A 17505-nucleotide genomic window follows, 5' to 3' on the forward strand; every position below is an offset into this window, starting at 1 on the left:
CGAACACCCTCGCGACCACGGCACCCGCCCCCGGCCCAGGTCAGCCCCGCGCCAGGATCTCGCCGTGCAGCATCGAGAACCAGCCGTCCCCGGCCGCGCTCCACTCCCGCCAGCCGGCCGCCACCCGGTCCAACTCGGCCGCGTCGGCGAAGCCCCGTTCCACCGCCGTCCGGGCGATGCCGGTGCCCGTCATCCGGTCCGCCCACATCCCGGCCCACCAGGCGCGCTGCTCGGGCGTCGCGTACGTCCAGGTGCCGGCGCCCGCGGTGACCTCGGTGAAACCGGCCGCGCGGGCCCAGGACAGCAGCCGCCGGCCGGCATCCGGCTCGCCGCCGTTGGCGCGGGCGATCCCCCGGTACAGCTCCAGCCACCGCTCCAGCGCGGGCACTTCGGGGTACCAGGTCATCGATGCGAAGTCGACGTCCCGGGCCGCGACCACGCCGCCGGGCGCCGTCACCCGGCGCATCTCGCGCAGCGCCGCCACCGGGTCGGCCACGTGTTGCAGCACCTGGTGCGCGTGCACCACGTCGAACTCGCCGTCCCGGTACTTCAGTTGGTGAACGTCCGCGACCTCGAAGACCACGTTGGACAGGCCCCGTTCGGCGACGTACGCCGCGGCCTGCTCCAGCACCTCGGCCGAGGAGTCCACCGCCACCACCCGACCGCCGGGGCCGACCAGTCCGGCCAGGTCCGCGGTGATCGTGCCGGGCCCGCAGCCCACGTCCAACAGGGCCTGGCCGGGCCGCAGTTCGGACAGCAGGTAGCCGGCGGAGTTGGCCGCCGTCCGGGAGCGGTGCGAGCGCAGCACGGCCTCCTGGTGGCCGTGCGTGTAGACGACGGGCTGCGGTCCGGTCATGAGATCCCCCTCGGTGCGGCCGGCTTTTCGCGACGCCTCCGACGCTACCGGACGTCCCGCATGGCGAGAAGATTCGTCTCACATTTCGACCGTCGGAGGGTCGCGCCACCCCCGGCCGCCGTACCGTGGAGGCGCCCCCGACAGAACGGTCCCGCCATGCCCGGCCAGCGCCCCTTCGTCCTGCTGAGCGCCGCCGTGTCGCTCGACGGCCACCTCGACGACGCCTCGCCCGACCGCCTGCTGCTCTCCAACCCGGCCGACTTCGACCGGGTCGACGCCGAACGCGCCGCCGCCGACGCGATCCTGGTCGGCGGCAACACCTTGCGCGCCGACAACCCGCGCCTGCTGGTCAACGACCCCGCGCGCCGGGCCGCCCGGCTCGCCGCCGGCCGCCCGGAGTACCCGCTGAAGGTCACCCTCAGCGCGAGCGGCGCGCTCGACGCCGACCTGCGCTTCTGGCACACCGGCGGCGCCAAGCTCGCCTACACCACGGACACGGGCGCCGCGGCGCTGCGCCCCCGGCTGGCCGGGCTGGCCGAGGTGGTGGCGCTCGGCGCCGCAGTGGACCTCGGCGCGGTGCTGGACGACCTGGGCGCCCGGGGCGTGCGGCGGCTGATGGTCGAGGGTGGCAGCGGGGTGCACACCCAGTTCCTGGCCCAGGGCCTGGCGGACGAACTCCAGCTGGCCGTCGCCCCGTTGCTGGTGGGCCAGGCGGGGGCGCCGCGGTTCGTCGGCCCGGCCGCCTTCCCCGGCGGCCCGGCCCGGCGGATGCGCCTGCTGGAGGCACGTACCGTGGACGACGTCGTCCTGCTCAGGTACGCCCCGAAGGAGCCCGCCCCGTGACCACCGACCTCGACCACCTGCGCCGGGCCGTGGAGCTCTCCCGCCGCTGCCCGCCCTCCGAGACGGCCTTCTCGGTCGGCGCGGTCATCGTCGGCGCCGACGGCACGGTGCTGGCGGAGGGCTACAGCCGTGAGGTCGACCCGCACAACCACGCCGAGGAGGCGGCCCTCGGCAAGCTCCCGGCGGGCGACCCACGGCTGCGCGGGGCGACCGTCTACAGCTCGCTGGAGCCGTGCGGGCAGCGCGCCTCACGGCCGGTCCCGTGCGCCCGGCTGATCATCGCGGCGGGCGTCCCGCGGGTGGTGGTGGCCTGGCGGGAGCCGGACCTGTTCGTCGCCGACTGCCAGGGCACCGCCCTGCTGGAGGCGGCCGGGGTGGAGGTCGTCGAGCTGCCGGAGCTCGCCGAGGAGGCCCGCACGGTCAACGCCCACCTGCTCGGCTAGGCCGGGGGGCGGTGCGGAACGGGTCGCCCCCGACCGCTTGGTTTGCACGCGAATGCACCAGCCCGCCCCGCGCCCTCCGGGGGCCCGTGCTTCCCTGAAACGGCCCGCCACGCACGCCCACCCACCCGTGCGGGCCCGACCGTAAAGGAACCCCGGAGATGCCCGACACCCCGACCCAGCGCTGCAACTTCACCAACGCCCGCCCGACGCTCAAGGAGGGCTCGTCGGGAGACGCGGTCAAGCAGGCGCAGTGCTACCTCAACTCCTCGCTGACCGGAACGGCACTCCTCGTGGACGGCCAGTTCGGCCCCATCACCGACGCCGCGACGAGACGCTTCCAGCAGTGCGCCGGCATCATCGTCGACGGCGTCATCGGCGCCCAGACGTGGTCGTTCCTGACCTTCTGGTCCAACTCCCCGGGCTTCGTCTGCTGAGCGCCCCCGATGAGCGTTGTGTACACATGGGACACTCGGTACCGTTGAACCCATGACACAGCCGCTGCCCATAGAGTCCATCCGCGATGTGCGCGCACACCTCGCCGAGGTCGTGGAGCGTGCCGACCGCGACGACCTGCCCACGGTGATCACCCGCCGCGGCAAGGAGGTCGCCGCCGTGGTGTCGATCGAGGTCCTGCGCAAGTACCAGGAGTGGGAAGAGCGCGAGATCAACCGGATCATCGACGAGCGCATGGCCAACCCGGCGCCCGGCATCCCGATCGAGGACATCATGAGGGAGACGCTGGCGCGCGGTGAGTGAGTACCGGACCGTCTTCCGCCCCGAGGCGCAGGCCGAGCTTCGTAAGATCCCCCGCGACATGGCGCTGCGCATCCTGGCCAAGCTGACCCAGCTGGAGAGCGACCCCCTCGGGTACAACACCACGGCACTCGTGTCGCAGCCGGAACGCCGACGCCTCCGGGTCGGCGACTACCGCGTCGTCTACACGATCGACAACGGAGAGCTCGTGGTGTGGGTCGTCCACGTCGGACACCACTCCACGGTCTACGACACCTGACACCGGACGACCCGGCGCCGAAAGATCCGGCCCCCGTCCGGCGCGGTGACGACGGAGGGGTCGGCTCCCGGAGGAGCCGACCCCTGCTGTCCTGGGCGCCGGCGGATGCAGTTCGCGGGCGGTGGGGGACCGGTCAGACGTTGAAGCGGAACTCCACCACGTCGCCGTCCTGCATGACGTACTCCTTGCCCTCGATGCGGGCCTTGCCCTTGGAGCGGGCCTCGGCGATGGAGCCGGTCTCGACGAGGTCGGCGAAGGAGATCACCTCGGCCTTGATGAAGCCCTTCTGGAAGTCGGTGTGGATGACACCGGCGGCCTCGGGGGCGGTGGCGCCCTTCTTGATGGTCCAGGCGCGGGCTTCCTTGGGGCCGGCGGTCAGGTAGGTCTGCAGGCCCAGGGTGTCGAAGCCGACCCGGGCGAGGGTGGCCAGGCCGGGCTCCTCCTGGCCCATGGACTGGAGGAGTTCGAGGGCCTCGGCGTCGTCGAGCTCGATCAGCTCGGACTCGATCTTGGCGTTGAGGAAGATCGCCTCGGCCGGGGCGACCAGCTCGCGCTGGGCGTTCTTGAAGTCCTCGTCGGCCAGCTCGGCCTCGTCCACGTTGAAGACGTAGAGGAAGGGCTTGGCGGTCAGCAGGTGGAGCTCGCGGATCGGGGCGGTGTCGAAGCCGGCCTCGAAGAGGGTCTTGCCGGTCTCCAGGATCGCCTGCGCGGCCTCGGCGGCGGCCAGCACGGGGGCGGTGTCCTTCTTGAGGCGCGCCTCCTTCTGGAGCCGCGGGAGCACCTTCTCGATGGTCTGGAGGTCGGCCAGGATCAGCTCGGTGTGGATGGTCTCGATGTCGTCCTTGGGCGACACCTTGCCGTCCACGTGCACCACGTCGGGGTCGGTGAAGGCGCGCACGACCTGGCAGATCGCGTCCGACTCGCGGATGTTGGCGAGGAACTTGTTGCCGAGGCCCTCGCCCTCGCTGGCGCCGCGCACGATGCCGGCGATGTCGACGAAGTCGACGGTGGCCGGGAGGATGCGCTGGGAGCCGAAGATCTCGGCGAGCTTGGTCAGACGCTCGTCCGGGACGCCGACGACGCCCACGTTCGGCTCGATGGTGGCGAACGGGTAGTTGGCCGCCAGCACGTCGTTCTTGGTCAGGGCGTTGAACAGGGTCGACTTGCCGACGTTCGGCAGGCCGACGATTCCGATCGTGAGCGACATGAAGCGCAGTCCCGTGGGCTTGGAGGAGTTGGGTCGGCACCGTGCGGGCCGACCCCCAAGTCTACGGGCAGCGCCTCACGCCCCGGTCGCCGCCGGAGGGGCTCCGGGAACACCGGCCGGTTGCCCGGCTCGTCGGCGGCGTGGAACCGGCGGTGACCGGGCAGGTTGTCCTCCGGACCACCGGGGGCTCGGCCGCCTGGCAGACGATCACATCAGTACGCCGTCCGGAGACACGGAGCAGGGCCTGAACGGTCCATTACACAGTGTGGCGATGATCGGACCGTACGTTGGGCGGGTGGAGCAGAGCATCCGTACCCAGCCGCCAGGGCCCAGACGCCGACCGCCGAACGGCGCGGCCGGGGCCGCCGTCCCCGGGCCCGGCCGGGCTCCCGAGACCACCGGAGCCCCCGCCGCCCCCTCCTCCCGGCTGCGCCCGGTGGCCGGCCCGCCCCCCGCCGGCCGCCCGGCCACGCCCCGGCTGCGGCTGCGCCTGCCGCTGCGCGGGCGCTCCGGGGCGCCGCTGTACGGGCGGCGCCGGACCGGGCGGCCGACCCGGCTGACGGCAGTCGGCACCGGCGTGGTCGCCGTGCTGGCCACGCTCGCGGTGGCCGGCCTGGACCGGCTGCTGTTCGACGGTCTCGGCTGGCTGTTCGGCGTCGGCTACCTGGTGGTCTGCTTCCAGCTCGCCGTCCGGGTGCGCTACGCCGACCTGCTGGCCGCGCCGATCAGCGGGCCGATCGCCTTCGCCCTGGCGCTGCTGCTGCTCGGCCCGGTCTCCTCCGCGGGCGTCACCGCCCAGGTGGTGGCGCTGGCGACCGGGCTGGCGCTACGGGCGGGCTGGCTGTTCGCCGGCACCGGGCTGGCCGCGCTGATCGTGCTCGCCCGGTTCGTGGCCCAGCGCCGGATCCACCGCTCCCGCTGAGGGCGGGCGGGTCAGCCCGCCGCCCGGGCCGCCGCCATGGCGGCACCGACGATGCCCGCGTCGTTGCGCAGCTCCGCCGGCACCACCCGGGCCTCGCGCTCGCGCAGCAGCGGCAGGAACTTCTCGTGCTTGCGGCTCACCCCGCCGCCGATCACGATCAGCTGCGGCGAGAACAGCATCTCCACCAGGTCGAGGTACTCGTCGACGCGGCGCGACCACTGCTCCCAGTTCAGCCCGTGCCGTTCCTTGGCGGCCGAGGAGGCCCGGCGTTCGGCGTCCTTGCCGCGCAGTTCCAGGTGGCCCAGCTCGGTGTTGGGCACCAGCGCGCCGTCCACGAAGAGCGCGCTGCCGATGCCGGTGCCGAAGGTGAGCACCAGGACCACGCCCGGCTGGGCGTGCCCGGCGCCGTGGGTGGTCTCGGCGAGCCCGGCCGCGTCCGCGTCGTTGAGGACGGTCGCGGGCAGGTCCAGCGCCTCGCGGAACAGGCCCTCGGCGTCCAGGCCGATCCAGCCCTTGTCCACGTTGGCCGCGGTTCTGGTGCGGCCGCCGACCACCACGCCGGGGAAGGTCAGCCCGACCGGGCCCTGGTGGTCGAAGTGGCGGACCACCTCGCGGACGGCGGCGACCACGGCCTCGGGGGCCGACGGCTGCGGGGTGAGCACCTTGTGGCGCTCCTGGGCGAGCGCGCCGCGGGCGAGGTCGACCGGGGCTCCCTTGATCCCCGAACCGCCGATGTCCACACCGAAAACCGCCGCCATGTCGAGCACCCTCCGCCGGAGCCGTTGACCCGTCGGCCGCGGACCCCGTTGTCCACAGCCTGTGCACAAAGCTACGAGAGCGGGTGCGGGCGCGCACAGCGGAAAACCCGGCACCCGCACGGGGTGCCGGGTTCTCCGTGGCAGGGGTTACAGCTTGCCGGCCGCCTCGGCGCGCAGGTCGCGGCGCAGCTCCTTGGGCAGCGAGAAGGTCAGGTGCTCCTCGGCGGTCTTGACCGTCTCGACGGTGTCGTAGCCGCGCGCGGCCAGCCACTCCAGCACGCCGTCGACCAGGATCTCCGGCACCGAGGCGCCGCTGGTCAGGCCGACCGTGGTGACGCCCTCCAGCCAGGCGTCCTGGATCTCCTCGGCGAAGTCCACCAGGTGGGCGGCCTTGGCGCCGTACTCCAGGCCGACCTCGACCAGGCGGACCGAGTTGGAGGAGTTCTTGGAGCCGACCACGATCAGCAGGTCGGTCTCCGGGGCCAGCTGCTTGACGGCGACCTGGCGGTTCTGGGTCGCGTAGCAGATGTCGTCGCTGGGCGGGCTGACCAGCAGCGGGAAGCGCTTCTTCAGCTCGCCGACGGTGGCCATGGTCTCGTCCACCGACAGGGTGGTCTGGGAGAGCCAGACGACCTTGGACTCGTCCCGGACCCGCACGCCCGCGACGTCCTCGGCACCGTCCACCAGGTGGATCCGGTCCGGGGCCTCGCCCATCGTCCCGATGACCTCCTCGTGGCCCTCGTGGCCGACCAGCAGGATGTCGTAGCCCTCGTCGGCGAAGCGCACGGCCTCCTTGTGCACCTTGGTGACCAGCGGGCAGGTGGCGTCGATGGTGGCGAGCCGGCCGGCCTTCGCCTCGTCGTGGACGGACGGCGCGACGCCGTGCGCGGAGAAGACCACGATCGAGCCCTCGGGCACCTCCTCCGTCTCGTCGACGAAGACCGCGCCCTTCTTCTCCAGGGTCTGCACCACGTACTTGTTGTGGACGATCTGCTTGCGGACGTAGATGGGGGCCCCGTACTGCTCCAGGGCCTTCTCCACGGCGATCACGGCGCGGTCGACACCCGCGCAGTAGCCCCGGGGGGCGGCGAGCAGGACACGGCGCTGCGCGGTGTTGGACATGGCTCCATCGTACGGGCGGCGGGGAGCCGCGCCGACGCGAGGCGCTTTCCGGACGGACCCGGTCGACAGTGCTCAAATGTGGTGCTTATGAGCGACCACGTGGTCCAGAGCGGTCTGCGCCGCAGCCTGGGTGTCCGCGACCTGATGGTCTACGGCCTGCTGTTCATCGCCCCGATGGCCCCCGTCGGTGTGTTCGGCGTGCTCGACGCCAAGAGCCACGGGGCGGTCGCCACCGTCTACCTCGCGGCGACCGTCGCGATGGGCTTCACCGCCTTCTCGTACACGCAGATGGTGCGCGCGGTGCCGCAGACCGGCTCGGTGTTCGCGTACGCCCGGGCCGGGCTGGGCGAGGGCGCCGGGTTCGTCGCCGGGTGGATGGCGATGCTCGACTACCTGCTGATCCCGGCCGTCGCCTACCTGTTCTCCGGGATCGCGCTGCACTCGCTGGTGCCGGGGGTGTCGCGCTGGGTGTGGACGGTGCTCGCGGTGCTGGTGACCACGGCGCTCAACCTGGCCGGGGTGCGGACGGCGGCGGTGGCCGGCTTCGCGGTGCTCGCCCTGGAGCTCGCGGTGCTGGCCGCGTTCCTGGTCGCGGCCGTGGTGGCGCTGGTCCAGGACGGCGCGCGGCGCGGCTGGGACACCCCGTTCACCGCCGTCGGCGACTTCTCGCTCCCCGCGGTGCTGTCGGCGGTGTCCGTCGCGGTCCTCTCCTACCTGGGCTTCGACGCGATCGCGACCTTCGTCGAGGAGGCCGTCGGCGCCTCGGCGGCGGTGGCCCGGGCGGTGCTCTGGTGCCTGGCGCTGGCCGGGGTGCTGTTCGTCGCCCAGACCTACCTGGCCGCGCTGCTGGCGCCGACCACCCCGCAGCAGCTGGCGGCCGATCCGGCGGCGCAGGGCCCGGCGTTCTACGACACCGTCGAGAGCGGCGTCGGGCACTGGCTGCACGTCCTGGTGGCGGCGAGCAAGGCGATCGGCGCGGCCTTCGCGGCGCTGGCCGGACAGGCGGCGGCCGGGCGGCTGGTCTACGCGATGGGCCGGGACGGGCGGCTGCCCCGCGCGCTCGGCGCGGTCGACCCGGCCAGCGCGGTGCCGCGCCGGGCGCTGCTCGCGGCCGCGGTGGTCACCATGGCCGCGGCGGTCTGGGCGGCGAACCGGGACGACGGGCTCGACCGGCTGACCTCGGTGGTGAACGTGGGCGCGCTGACCGCCTTCGTGCTGCTGCACGCCTCGGTGATCGGCTGGTACACCGTCCAGCACGGCTCGCGGGACCGGCTGCGGCACCTGGTGGTCCCGGCGCTGGGGATCGCGGTGATCGCCGCGGTGGTCTACGAGGCCTCGACGACCGCGCAGATCGTCGCCCTGGTGTGGCTGGCGGTCGGCCTGGTGGTGCTGGGCGTCCAGGGTTCGGGTTCCGCCGGAAGTGTCGGCCCGCGCCGCTAGCCTCGTACCCATGGCCAACACCAGCTCCCCCGAAGCCCCGCTCCCGGTCGGCAAGGTCTCCGCGCTGATCGGCGGCTGGATCGACCGGCTCGGCGCGGTGTGGGTGGAGGGGCAGATCACCCAGCTCAGCCGCCGCCCCGGCGCCGGCGTGGTGTTCCTGACCCTGCGCGACCCGCAGGCGGACGTGTCCCTGACGGTGACCTGCTTCCGCTCGGTGTTCGACCAGGTCGCGGAGGTGGTGCAGGAGGGCGCGCGGGTCGTCGTGCACGCCAAGCCGGAGTGGTACGCGGCGCGCGGGCAGCTGTCGCTGCGGGCCTCGGAGATCCGGCCGGTCGGGCTCGGCGAGCTGCTGGCCCGGTTGGAGCAGCTGAAGCGGCGGCTCGCCGGGGAGGGCCTGTTCGCGGCCGAGCGGAAGAAGCCGCTGCCCTTCCTGCCGCAGTGCGTCGGGCTGGTCACCGGGCGCGGCTCGGCGGCCGAGCGGGACGTCCTGGAGAACGCCCGACGGCGCTGGCCCGCCGTCCGCTTCGAGGTCCGCAACGTCCCGGTGCAGGGCGTCAGCGCGGTGGAGCGGGTGAGCGCGGCCGTCCGGGAGCTGGACGAGCACCCCGAGGTGGACGTGATCATCGTGGCCCGGGGCGGCGGCAGCGTGGAGGACCTGCTGCCGTTCTCGGACGAGGGGCTGGTGCGGCTGGTCGCGGCCGCGCGGACGCCGGTGGTCAGCGCGATCGGGCACGAGCCGGACCAGCCGCTGCTGGACTTCGTCGCCGACCTGCGCGCCTCCACCCCGACCGATGCCGCCAAACGGGTGGTTCCGGACGTCGGCGAGGAGCTCGCCAAGGTGCTGCACCTGCGGGACCGGGCCCGCCGGCACGTCCTCGGCCGGGTCGAGCGCGAGCAGCACGGGCTGGACGGCCTGCGCAGCCGCCCGTCGCTGGCCGCGCCGCACCGGATGCTGGACGGCCGCGGCCAGGAGGTGTCCGCGCTGCTGGACCGGGCCCGGCGCACCCTGCGGCACCGGCTGGACCACGCGCAGAGCGACCTCGGGCACACCCTGGCCCGGGTGGTCGCGCTCTCCCCGGCGGCCACCCTGGAGCGCGGCTACGCGGTGCTCCAGCGGGCGGACGGCGCGGTGGTGACCGACCCGGCGCAGGTCGCGGCCGGCGAGGGGCTGCACGCCCGGGTGGCGGGCGGGGCCTTCGAGGTCACCGTGGCCGAGGCGGCTCAGGAGTAGGAGCGCTGGCGGGAGAGCGCGGTGGAGTGCTCGCCGAAGCCCAGGCTGCGGTACAGCGCCTCGCCGCCGCTGCTGGCGTGCAGGTCGATCCGGCCGACCCGGCGTTCGTCGAACCAGGCCAGCAGCGCCTCGGTGCAGGCCCGGCCGTAGCCGCGCAGCCGGTGGTCCGGGTCGGTGCAGATGTTGAAGACGAAGCCGAACAGGCCGTCCGGGTTGCCCGGCGCGGGCAGCCGGTGCTCCAGCGTGCCGACCGCGCAGGCCGCGAGCCGGCCGGGCCGCCCCGGGTCGTCGACGACGAAGGACGGCATGGTCAGCGCCCCGGCCGGGACGGCGAGGCGCTCGCGCAGCACCCGCTCGGCGGTGGCCTGCCAGGGCCCGGGCCCGGCCAGCGCGGCCATGCCGGGCATCGCCTCGAACATCAGGTTGCGCAGCCGGACGAGCTCGGGCGCGTCGGTGGGGAGCGCGGGTCGGACCTCGATCATGCGGCGGAGGCTAGCCCCGGGAACCGGTCGGGTGCATCCGAATTGCCCGCCGGCCCTCCGGTGCGACCGCGGTGTCGGTGTCAGCCCCTAGGCTGGCCCGCATGGCAGAGCAGCAGGAACCGCACAGCGTCCCGCAGACCCCGGACGACGCACTGGGCTACGAGCACGCCCGGGACGCGCTGCTGGAGGTCGTCCGGCAGCTGGAGAACGGCGGGACGTCGCTGGAGGAGTCGCTGGCCCTGTGGGAGCGCGGCGAGCAGCTGGCGAAGGTCTGCCAGCGCTGGCTGGACGGCGCCCGGGCCCGGCTGGACGCCGCGCTGGCGGCCGAGGAGGGGGCGACCTCCGGCGGCGAGTGACACAGCTCACAGCAGACCCAGGAATCGTTGAAAGTTCACCCATGTTGGAAGGGGTGATCGGCCGCGGCCGGTCAACCCGACGAACCCCCTCCCGCATGAGGTGCAGACAGACATGACCACCGACGCCCTGGTCCTCGACACCGCCGCTCAGGACCTGCTGTTCCGCGAGGCCCGCACCGCGAACACCTTCACCGAGGAGCCGGTCAGCGACGAGCAGATCCAGGCCATCTACGAACTGGTCAAGTTCGGCCCGACCGCGCTGAACCAGCAGCCGCTGCGCGTGGTCCTGGTCCGCTCGGCCGAGGCCCGCGAGCGCCTCGTCCAGCACCTGTCGGACGGCAACAAGGCGAAGACCGCCGCCGCGCCGCTGACCGCCATCCTGGCCGTGGACAACGAGTTCCACGAGGAGCTGCCGACTCTCTTCCCGCACTTCCCGCAGGCCAAGGACGCGTTCTTCTCGGAGCGCCCGGCCCGCGAGGCGTCCGCCCAGATGAACGGCGCCCTCCAGGCCGGCTACTTCATCATCGGCGTGCGCGCCGCCGGCCTGGCCGCCGGCCCGATGACCGGCTACGACGCCGAGGGCATCAACAAGGAGTTCTTCGCCGACGGCGAGCACTCGGTGCTGGCCGTGGTCAACATCGGCAAGCCGGGCGAGAACGCCTGGTACCCGCGTTCGCCGCGACTGGCGTACGACCAGGTCGTCACCACGGTCTGACACAGGCCGCCACGCGGTCGGTCACGCAGGCCGTCACGCGGTCGGTCACGCACGAGGGCCCGCACCGGTTCGTCCGGTGCGGGCCCTCGCGTTCGTTCCCGGCAGGCGCGGGCGCGCTACTTGAGCGCCTGCGCCAGCTCGGCCAGCTCCTCGTAGGAGGCGGTGCCGGCGACCAGCGTGGTCGCGCCGCCGTTCTGCACGGCCAGGGCGCGGGCCTTGGGGCCCTGCAGCCGATCCCAGGTCGCACCGGCCACCTGGGAGGCACCGTCCGGGGCGGCGCCCTTGACCTTGTCCGCGACCAGCGCGTCGCGCGGCGCGTCGCTCTGCTCCACCGCCGCGTACTGCCCGGACGGCGTGACGAAGCCCAGGTGCCAGGCGTTGCCCTTGCCGGTCGCGGCGGGCTCGTAGCTGACCGAGGTGGCCCGCCACTTGTCGGACAGCCCCTCCGGAACGACCAGCGGGTACGGCGCGGCGCGCTTCGCAGAGGCCGCCGCCACCCGGTACTCGACCACGTGAACCCCGTCGCCGTTCGCGTCGTGCGGCAGGAACAGGTACCCGATCCAGACCACGACACCGACCGCCAGCATCGACAGGACCATGTCCCGTACGGTCTGCCGACCCCTCATGCCCTTGCTCTCTCCAGCCACCCCCACATGGTGACTCATCCCTCCTCCGACCTGGTCACCCGGGGTCCCGCGTACGGGTGAAGCGGGACGAACCGGTGCTTTCCGCGACGGGGTGGGGACCCGCGCCACAGACAGTCATCTCGTGGGCAGATACGATCGCAGAACCCTCACCACGGCGTTCGACCAGGCAGTAGTCGGGCGCTCACTGGCCGTCGCGTACAGAGAGGTAACGACGATGACCACGCAGTACCCGCACCACCTTCCCAGCGCCCTGGAGGTCGCGCCGGAGGCCCCGGACCGCAACCTCGCGCTGGAACTCGTCCGGGTCACCGAGGCGGCCGCGATGGCCGCCGGCCGGTGGGTCGGCCGCGGCGACAAGAACGGCGCGGACGGTGCCGCCGTGAAGGCCATGCGCACCCTCGTCTCGACCGTCTCGATGAACGGCGTGGTCGTCATCGGCGAGGGCGAGAAGGACGAGGCCCCGATGCTGTACAACGGCGAGCGGGTCGGCGACGGCACCGGCGCCGAGTGCGACGTCGCGGTCGACCCGGTCGACGGCACCACCCTCACCGCCAAGGGCATGAACAACGCCGTGGCCGTCCTGGCCGTGGCCGACCGCGGCACCATGTTCGACCCCAGCGCCGTGTTCTACATGGACAAGCTGGTGGCCGGCCCCGAGGCCGCCGAGTTCGTCGACATCACCGCCCCGGCCGCCGTCAACATCCGCCGGGTCGCCAAGGCCAAGGGCAGCGCCGTCGAGGACGTCACCGTGGTCGTGCTCGACCGCCCGCGCCACGACGGCCTGGTCCGGGAGATCCGCGAGGCGGGCGCCCGGATCAAGTTCATCTCCGACGGCGACGTCGCCGGCGCCATCATGGCCGCCCGCGAGGGCACCGGCGTCGACCTGCTCATGGGCGTCGGCGGCACCCCCGAGGGCATCATCGCGGCCTGCGCCATGAAGTGCATGGGCGGCGTGATCCAGGGCCGGCTGTGGCCCAAGGACGACGCCGAGCGGCAGAAGGCCATCGACGCCGGCCACGACCTGGACCGGGTGCTCACCACCAACGACCTGGTCAGCGGCGAGAACGTGTTCTTCGTCGCCACCGGCATCACCGACGGCGAGCTGCTGCGCGGCGTGCACTACCGCTCGGAGACCGCCACCACCAGCTCGCTGGTGATGCGCTCCAAGAGCGGCACGATCCGCGAGATCAACTCGACCCACAAGCTGTCGAAGCTGCGGGCCTACAGCGCGATCGACTTCGACCGCGCCAACTGAGCACACCCTGTCGCACGCCCCCAGGGCACGGCGCGGAACGCGGCCTCGGCGGAATCCCCCTCCGCCGAGGCCGCGGTGCGTCCGGCCACCTGCGCCGCACGGTGCTGGACGTGCCGCGACGACCCCGGTCCTCGTTCGAGGCGCCGCGACGGCCCCGGTCTTCGGCCGGCGGCGCGCCCCGCCGTCAACCCGCTATCCGCCGCGGCGCCGCCGACACCCGGGCCGCCTCGCGCAGCTCCGCCTCCCGGCGACGGCGCCGGGCCAGCACCACCCGGCGCTCGGCGGCCGTCAGACCGCCCCAGACCCCGTACGGCTCCGGCTGCGCCAGCGCGTGCTCCCGGCACTCCAGCAGCACCGGGCAGCGGGCGCACACCTGCTTCGCCTGCTCCTCCCGCGACAGCCGGGCCGCCGTCGGCTCCTTCGAGGGCGCGAAGAACAGCCCCACCTCGTCCCGCCGACACGCCGCGCCGGTGTGCCAGGGGTTGTCCTCGCCCTGCGGGGTGGCCTGCGCGGCGCCCTGCGGCCGGGGCTGCGGCCGGGTGGCCGACGGGCGCTCCAGCAGCTGCGCGGCGGCGACGGGCGAGGTGGTGCGGGACTCGATCGGATGCAGCACGGCCGTACTCCTGACGAGACTCTCGGACACGGGGAAGCTCGCTCCCCTGCCCGGCTGCGAGCCCCCGCTGTCCAACCCCCCGGGCCGGCCGCTGGGCCGCCTCCGGTGCGCAGCCGTACAAGAAGCGATGTGCGGAAGGAACTACCCCGCCCGGCCGCGATTCATGCACACTGCACGCAATCGACTACGGAGTGCACCGGTCGCAACGCCGAACGCCCGGCCGGGAGTTGATCCCCGACCGGGCGCTCGACCGGTCAACTCGGGCAGATCGCCGCCGAGTTCGCCAAATCCGGCTATTCGGTGCCGAGTTGCTTGCGCGCCCACTCCTTGAGCTTCTTCCCGCGGCGCGGCTTGGCGTCACAACCGCCGAACATCGCCACGCCCTTGACCCGGACCAGCGGCGCGTACGGGTCCGCCGCCGTCTGCTCCCGGACGTCGAAACCACCGAAGATGCCGACCCCGCCACCGTGCAGGCTGACGTTCTCCGGCACCCGGATCTCGACCCCGCCGAACAGCGCGGTCACCTCGATCTCCACCTCCGGCGACTCGAACACCGCGTCGGTCAGGTCGATCTCCACGCCGCCGAAGGCCGCGAACGCCCTCAGGTGCGAACCCACCCGCCAGCGGCCCTTGCGGGACGCACCGCCGAAGATCGCCACCACCGACGGCGACTCCTGGCGGGCGGGCGGCAGCATCGGCGCCACCGGGCCCGGCGCCGGGGCGTCCAGCGGCGGCTTCTCGAACGAGAGCGGGCGGTGCGGGTGGCTCGGCAGGTCACGGGTCAGCGGGGCCAGATCGCCGAAGGTCTTCGCGGCGTACGCGGCCCCGATCCGCTCCGCGTGCTCCTCCGCGTCCAGCCGGCCCTCGGCGTAGGCGTCCCGCAGCAGTTCCGCGATGCGCTCGCGGTCGGCGTCCGAGACCCGCAGTTCGGCCTGGGCCACGGGGGCGTGTGCGGGCGCGGGGGGCTCGGGCGCCGGGTGGGGTGCGGGCGTCGGTTCGGGGTGGGCTTCGGGTCGGGTCTCGGGCTGGATCTCCGGCTTGTTCATCGGTACGGGCGCCGGCACCGGCGGCTGCCCCGGATCGTCCTGCGACGGCGAGTTGTCCACGGGATCAGACTAGTCGCTCGCCCTCCGGGCCGAGTGAGCCCGGTCACGCAGGCTGCCCTGTCCGCGTGCGACGCAATCCCGGGTCCTACCCTTGAGGGTGCTTCGCCGACGCAGCCGGATCACTGGATACCTAAGGACCGCCCCCATGGCTCCCACGCCAGACTTCGAGTACAGCGACCTGCTCCCCCTGGGCGCTGACCCGACCCCGTACCGCAAGCTGACCTCCGAGGGTGTCTCCACCTTCGAGGCCGGCGGTCGCACCTTCCTCCAGGTCGAGCCCGAGGCGCTCCGGCTGCTCACCGCCGAGGCGATGCACGACATCTCGCACTACCTGCGCCCCGCCCACCTCGCCCAGCTGCGCCGCATCCTGGACGACCCGGAGGCCAGCCCCAACGACCGCTTCGTCGCGCTCGACCTGCTGAAGAACGTCAACATCTCGGCCGGCGGCATCCTCCCGATGTGCCAGGACACCGGCACCGCCATCGTCATGGGCAAGCGCGGCCAGAACGTGCTGACCTCCGGCGGCGACGAGGCCGCCATCGCGCGCGGTGTCTACGACGCGTACACCAAGCTCAACCTGCGCTACTCCCAGATGGCCCCGGTGACCATGTGGGACGAGAAGAACACCGGCAACAACCTGCCGGCCCAGATCGAGCTGTACGCCACCGACGGCGACGCGTACAAGTTCCTCTTCATGGCCAAGGGCGGCGGCTCCGCCAACAAGTCGTACCTGTACCAGGAGACCAAGGCGATCCTGAACGAGGCGAGCATGCTCTCGTTCCTGGAGCAGAAGATCCGCTCGCTCGGCACCGCCGCCTGCCCGCCGTACCACCTGGCCATCGTGATCGGCGGCACCAGCGCCGAGTTCGCGCTCAAGACCGCCAAGTACGCCTCCGCGCACTACCTGGACCACCTGCCGACCGAGGGCAACGCCAAGACCGGGCACGGTTTCCGCGACCTGGAGCTGGAGGCCAAGGTCACCGAGCTGACCCAGAAGATCGGCATCGGCGCCCAGTTCGGCGGCAAGTACTTCTGCCACGACGTGCGCGTGGTGCGCCTGCCCCGCCACGGCGCCTCGCTGCCGGTCGCCATGGCCGTCTCCTGCTCCGCCGACCGCCAGGCGCTCGGCAAGATCACCGCTGAGGGCGTCTTCCTGGAGCAGCTGGAGACCGACCCGGCCAAGTACCTGCCGGACACCACGGACGAGCACCTCGACGACGACGTCGTGCGCGTCGACCTCAACCAGCCGATGTCCGCGATCCGCGCCGAGCTCTCCAAGTACCCGGTGAAGACCCGGCTCTCGCTCACCGGCACGCTCGTCGTCGCCCGCGACATCGCGCACGCCAAGATCAAGGAGCGCCTGGACGCCGGCGAGGGCATGCCCAAGTACCTCCAGGACCACCCGGTCTACTACGCCGGCCCCGCCAAGACCCCCGAGGGCTACGCCTCCGGCTCCTTCGGCCCCACCACGGCCGGCCGGATGGACTCCTACGTCGACCAGTTCCAGGCCGCCGGCGGCTCCATGGTGATGCTCGCCAAGGGCAACCGCAGCAAGCAGGTCACCGAGGCGTGCGCCCAGCACGGCGGTTTCTACCTCGGCTCCATCGGCGGCCCGGCCGCCCGCCTCGCCCAGGACTGCATCAAGAAGGTCGAGGTCCTGGAGTACGCCGAGCTCGGCATGGAGGCCGTCTGGCGCATCGAGGTCGAGGACTTCCCGGCGTTCATCGTCGTCGACGACAAGGGCAACGACTTCTTCCGCGAGACCACCGAGGGCCCGCTGATCACCAACCTGCGGATCCGCTCCAAGGAGTAGTCCCGCATGCCTCCTGTCCGCCCCGGCCGCACCCACGCGGCCGGGGCGGTGTCGTTCGGGCGCATCGGCGTGGCATCCGGTACCGGAAACTCGTACCGTTTCAGTACCGAGCCTTGGTACCGATCCGAAGGGCACGTCATGGCGATCAGCGCGAGCGAGGCACGCACCCAGCTCTTCCCCCTGATCAAGAAGGTCAACGACGACCACGCCCCGATCAGAATCACTTCCAAGAACGGGGACGCGGTCCTCATGTCCGCCGAGGACTACGACTCGTGGCAGGAGACGATCTACCTCCTCCGCTCGCCGGCCAACGCCCAGCGGCTCATGGCGGCCGTCGCCCGCGACAAGGCCGGCGACCCCGGCCTCACCAGGACCATGGAGGAGCTGGAAGACCTGGCGGGTGAGGTGTGAGGAGCGTCCACTTCGACCCGGACGCCTGGGAGGACTTCCTGTTCTGGCTCGGATCGAACCGGAAGATGGCCCAGCGCATCACCCGCCTGATCGGCGAGATCCAGCGCGACCCGTTCGACGGCATCGGGAAGCCCGAACCGCTGAAGGGCGACCTGGCGGGCTACTGGTCGCGCCGGATCGACGACGAACACCGCCTGGTCTACCGGGCCGACGAGAAGGAAGTGAAGATCCTCAAGGCCCGCTACCACTACCAGTAGCGCCACGTCGGGCGGG

20 protein-coding genes and 1 pseudogene are annotated in these 17505 nt (G+C 72.8%); 13 read left to right on the forward strand and 8 right to left on the reverse strand.

Translation table 11 applies throughout. The annotated features are described in order from the left end of the window. Positions 1-40: 40 nt before the first annotated feature. Positions 41-856, reverse strand: a complete 816-nt coding sequence (locus tag ABTY15_RS21545; RefSeq protein ID WP_350595960.1) for a methyltransferase domain-containing protein — start codon at positions 854-856, stop codon at positions 41-43. Positions 857-1012: 156 nt separating this feature from the next. Here ABTY15_RS21545 and ABTY15_RS21550 point away from each other — a divergent pair. The 4 genes and pseudogenes from ABTY15_RS21550 (at position 1013) to ABTY15_RS21565 (ending at position 3154) form a co-directional block, all read left to right on the forward strand. Beyond that, positions 1013-2142 (forward strand): annotated as a pseudogene (locus ABTY15_RS21550) (dihydrofolate reductase family protein). A 158-nt stretch (positions 2143-2300) separates the two neighbouring features. Further along, positions 2301-2576, forward strand: coding sequence for a peptidoglycan-binding domain-containing protein (locus tag ABTY15_RS21555; RefSeq protein WP_350595968.1), 276 nt, complete (start codon positions 2301-2303; stop codon positions 2574-2576). A gap of 52 nt (positions 2577-2628) precedes the next feature. Next, a complete protein-coding gene (locus ABTY15_RS21560; RefSeq protein WP_327133413.1) occupies positions 2629-2898 on the forward strand; it encodes a type II toxin-antitoxin system Phd/YefM family antitoxin in 270 nt (89 codons plus the stop codon). Continuing rightward, positions 2891-3154 carry a type II toxin-antitoxin system RelE family toxin gene (locus ABTY15_RS21565; RefSeq protein ID WP_350595985.1) on the forward strand — a complete coding sequence of 88 codons (264 nt, stop codon included), beginning with the start codon at positions 2891-2893 and terminating at the stop codon, positions 3152-3154. The genes ABTY15_RS21560 and ABTY15_RS21565 overlap by 8 nt, the downstream gene beginning before the upstream one ends. A gap of 133 nt (positions 3155-3287) precedes the next feature. Here ABTY15_RS21565 and ychF read toward each other — a convergent pair whose 3' ends face one another. Further along, positions 3288-4361: a redox-regulated ATPase YchF gene (ychF, locus tag ABTY15_RS21570; RefSeq protein ID WP_350595990.1), complete on the reverse strand. Its 1074-nt coding sequence runs from the start codon at positions 4359-4361 to the stop codon at positions 3288-3290. 295 nt (positions 4362-4656) lie between these two features. On the opposite strand from ychF, the gene ABTY15_RS21575 reads away from it, so the two are divergent. Beyond that, entirely contained in the window at positions 4657-5283 is a 627-nt protein-coding gene (locus ABTY15_RS21575) for a DUF6542 domain-containing protein (protein ID WP_350595992.1), read from the forward strand. 11 nt (positions 5284-5294) lie between these two features. On the opposite strand, the gene ppgK is transcribed toward ABTY15_RS21575, so the two are convergent. Both ppgK and ABTY15_RS21585 read right to left on the reverse strand, forming a co-directional pair. Next, a complete protein-coding gene (ppgK, locus tag ABTY15_RS21580; RefSeq protein WP_350595998.1) occupies positions 5295-6041 on the reverse strand; it encodes a polyphosphate--glucose phosphotransferase in 747 nt (248 codons plus the stop codon). 147 nt (positions 6042-6188) lie between these two features. Beyond that, positions 6189-7163 carry a 4-hydroxy-3-methylbut-2-enyl diphosphate reductase gene (locus tag ABTY15_RS21585; RefSeq protein ID WP_350596003.1) on the reverse strand — a complete coding sequence of 325 codons (975 nt, stop codon included), beginning with the start codon at positions 7161-7163 and terminating at the stop codon, positions 6189-6191. 87 nt (positions 7164-7250) lie between these two features. Between ABTY15_RS21585 and ABTY15_RS21590 the strand changes: the two genes are divergently transcribed. Beyond that, entirely contained in the window at positions 7251-8603 is a 1353-nt protein-coding gene (locus ABTY15_RS21590; protein WP_350596007.1) for an APC family permease, read from the forward strand. Positions 8604-8613: 10 nt separating this feature from the next. Continuing rightward, entirely contained in the window at positions 8614-9834 is a 1221-nt protein-coding gene (gene xseA, locus ABTY15_RS21595) for an exodeoxyribonuclease VII large subunit (protein ID WP_350596012.1), read from the forward strand. On the opposite strand, the gene ABTY15_RS21600 is transcribed toward xseA, so the two are convergent. Then, a complete protein-coding gene (locus ABTY15_RS21600; RefSeq protein WP_350596015.1) occupies positions 9825-10316 on the reverse strand; it encodes a GNAT family N-acetyltransferase in 492 nt (163 codons plus the stop codon). The two genes, xseA and ABTY15_RS21600, sit on opposite strands and share 10 nt — an antisense overlap. A 101-nt stretch (positions 10317-10417) precedes the next feature. Between ABTY15_RS21600 and ABTY15_RS21605 the strand changes: the two genes are divergently transcribed. Together ABTY15_RS21605 and ABTY15_RS21610 are read left to right on the forward strand one after the other, a co-directional pair. Then, a complete protein-coding gene (locus ABTY15_RS21605) occupies positions 10418-10672 on the forward strand; it encodes an exodeoxyribonuclease VII small subunit (protein ID WP_350596018.1) in 255 nt (84 codons plus the stop codon). 112 nt (positions 10673-10784) lie between these two features. Beyond that, positions 10785-11387 (forward strand): malonic semialdehyde reductase, encoded by a 603-nt coding sequence (locus ABTY15_RS21610; RefSeq protein WP_350596022.1) that lies wholly within the window; start codon positions 10785-10787, stop codon positions 11385-11387. 116 nt (positions 11388-11503) lie between these two features. On the opposite strand, the gene ABTY15_RS21615 is transcribed toward ABTY15_RS21610, so the two are convergent. Continuing rightward, on the reverse strand, positions 11504-12013 hold the full coding sequence (locus tag ABTY15_RS21615; protein WP_350596024.1) for a DUF4245 domain-containing protein: 510 nt from the start codon (positions 12011-12013) through the stop codon (positions 11504-11506). Between the two features lie 235 nt (positions 12014-12248). Between ABTY15_RS21615 and glpX the strand changes: the two genes are divergently transcribed. Continuing rightward, entirely contained in the window at positions 12249-13289 is a 1041-nt protein-coding gene (gene glpX, locus ABTY15_RS21620; RefSeq protein WP_350596029.1) for a class II fructose-bisphosphatase, read from the forward strand. A gap of 184 nt (positions 13290-13473) precedes the next feature. Here the strand turns inward: glpX and ABTY15_RS21625 are convergent, their stop codons facing one another. Then, entirely contained in the window at positions 13474-13902 is a 429-nt protein-coding gene (locus tag ABTY15_RS21625) for a WhiB family transcriptional regulator (protein ID WP_502893557.1), read from the reverse strand. A 293-nt stretch (positions 13903-14195) separates the two neighbouring features. After that, positions 14196-14948 (reverse strand): DUF1707 SHOCT-like domain-containing protein, encoded by a 753-nt coding sequence (locus ABTY15_RS21630; protein WP_502893558.1) that lies wholly within the window; start codon positions 14946-14948, stop codon positions 14196-14198. A gap of 205 nt (positions 14949-15153) precedes the next feature. Here ABTY15_RS21630 and ABTY15_RS21635 point away from each other — a divergent pair, with 205 nt between their 5' ends. The 3 genes from ABTY15_RS21635 (at position 15154) to ABTY15_RS21645 (ending at position 17489) form a co-directional block, all read left to right on the forward strand. Next, positions 15154-16821, forward strand: coding sequence for a fumarate hydratase (locus tag ABTY15_RS21635; RefSeq protein ID WP_350596039.1), 1668 nt, complete (start codon positions 15154-15156; stop codon positions 16819-16821). A gap of 138 nt (positions 16822-16959) precedes the next feature. Next, entirely contained in the window at positions 16960-17232 is a 273-nt protein-coding gene (locus ABTY15_RS21640) for a type II toxin-antitoxin system Phd/YefM family antitoxin (protein WP_350596044.1), read from the forward strand. Next, positions 17229-17489: a Txe/YoeB family addiction module toxin gene (locus ABTY15_RS21645; RefSeq protein ID WP_350596048.1), complete on the forward strand. Its 261-nt coding sequence runs from the start codon at positions 17229-17231 to the stop codon at positions 17487-17489. The genes ABTY15_RS21640 and ABTY15_RS21645 overlap by 4 nt, the downstream gene beginning before the upstream one ends. Positions 17490-17505 lie beyond the last annotated feature (16 nt).

Source organism: Kitasatospora sp. NPDC097643 (genome assembly GCF_040302625.1).
GTDB lineage: Bacteria > Actinomycetota > Actinomycetes > Streptomycetales > Streptomycetaceae > Kitasatospora.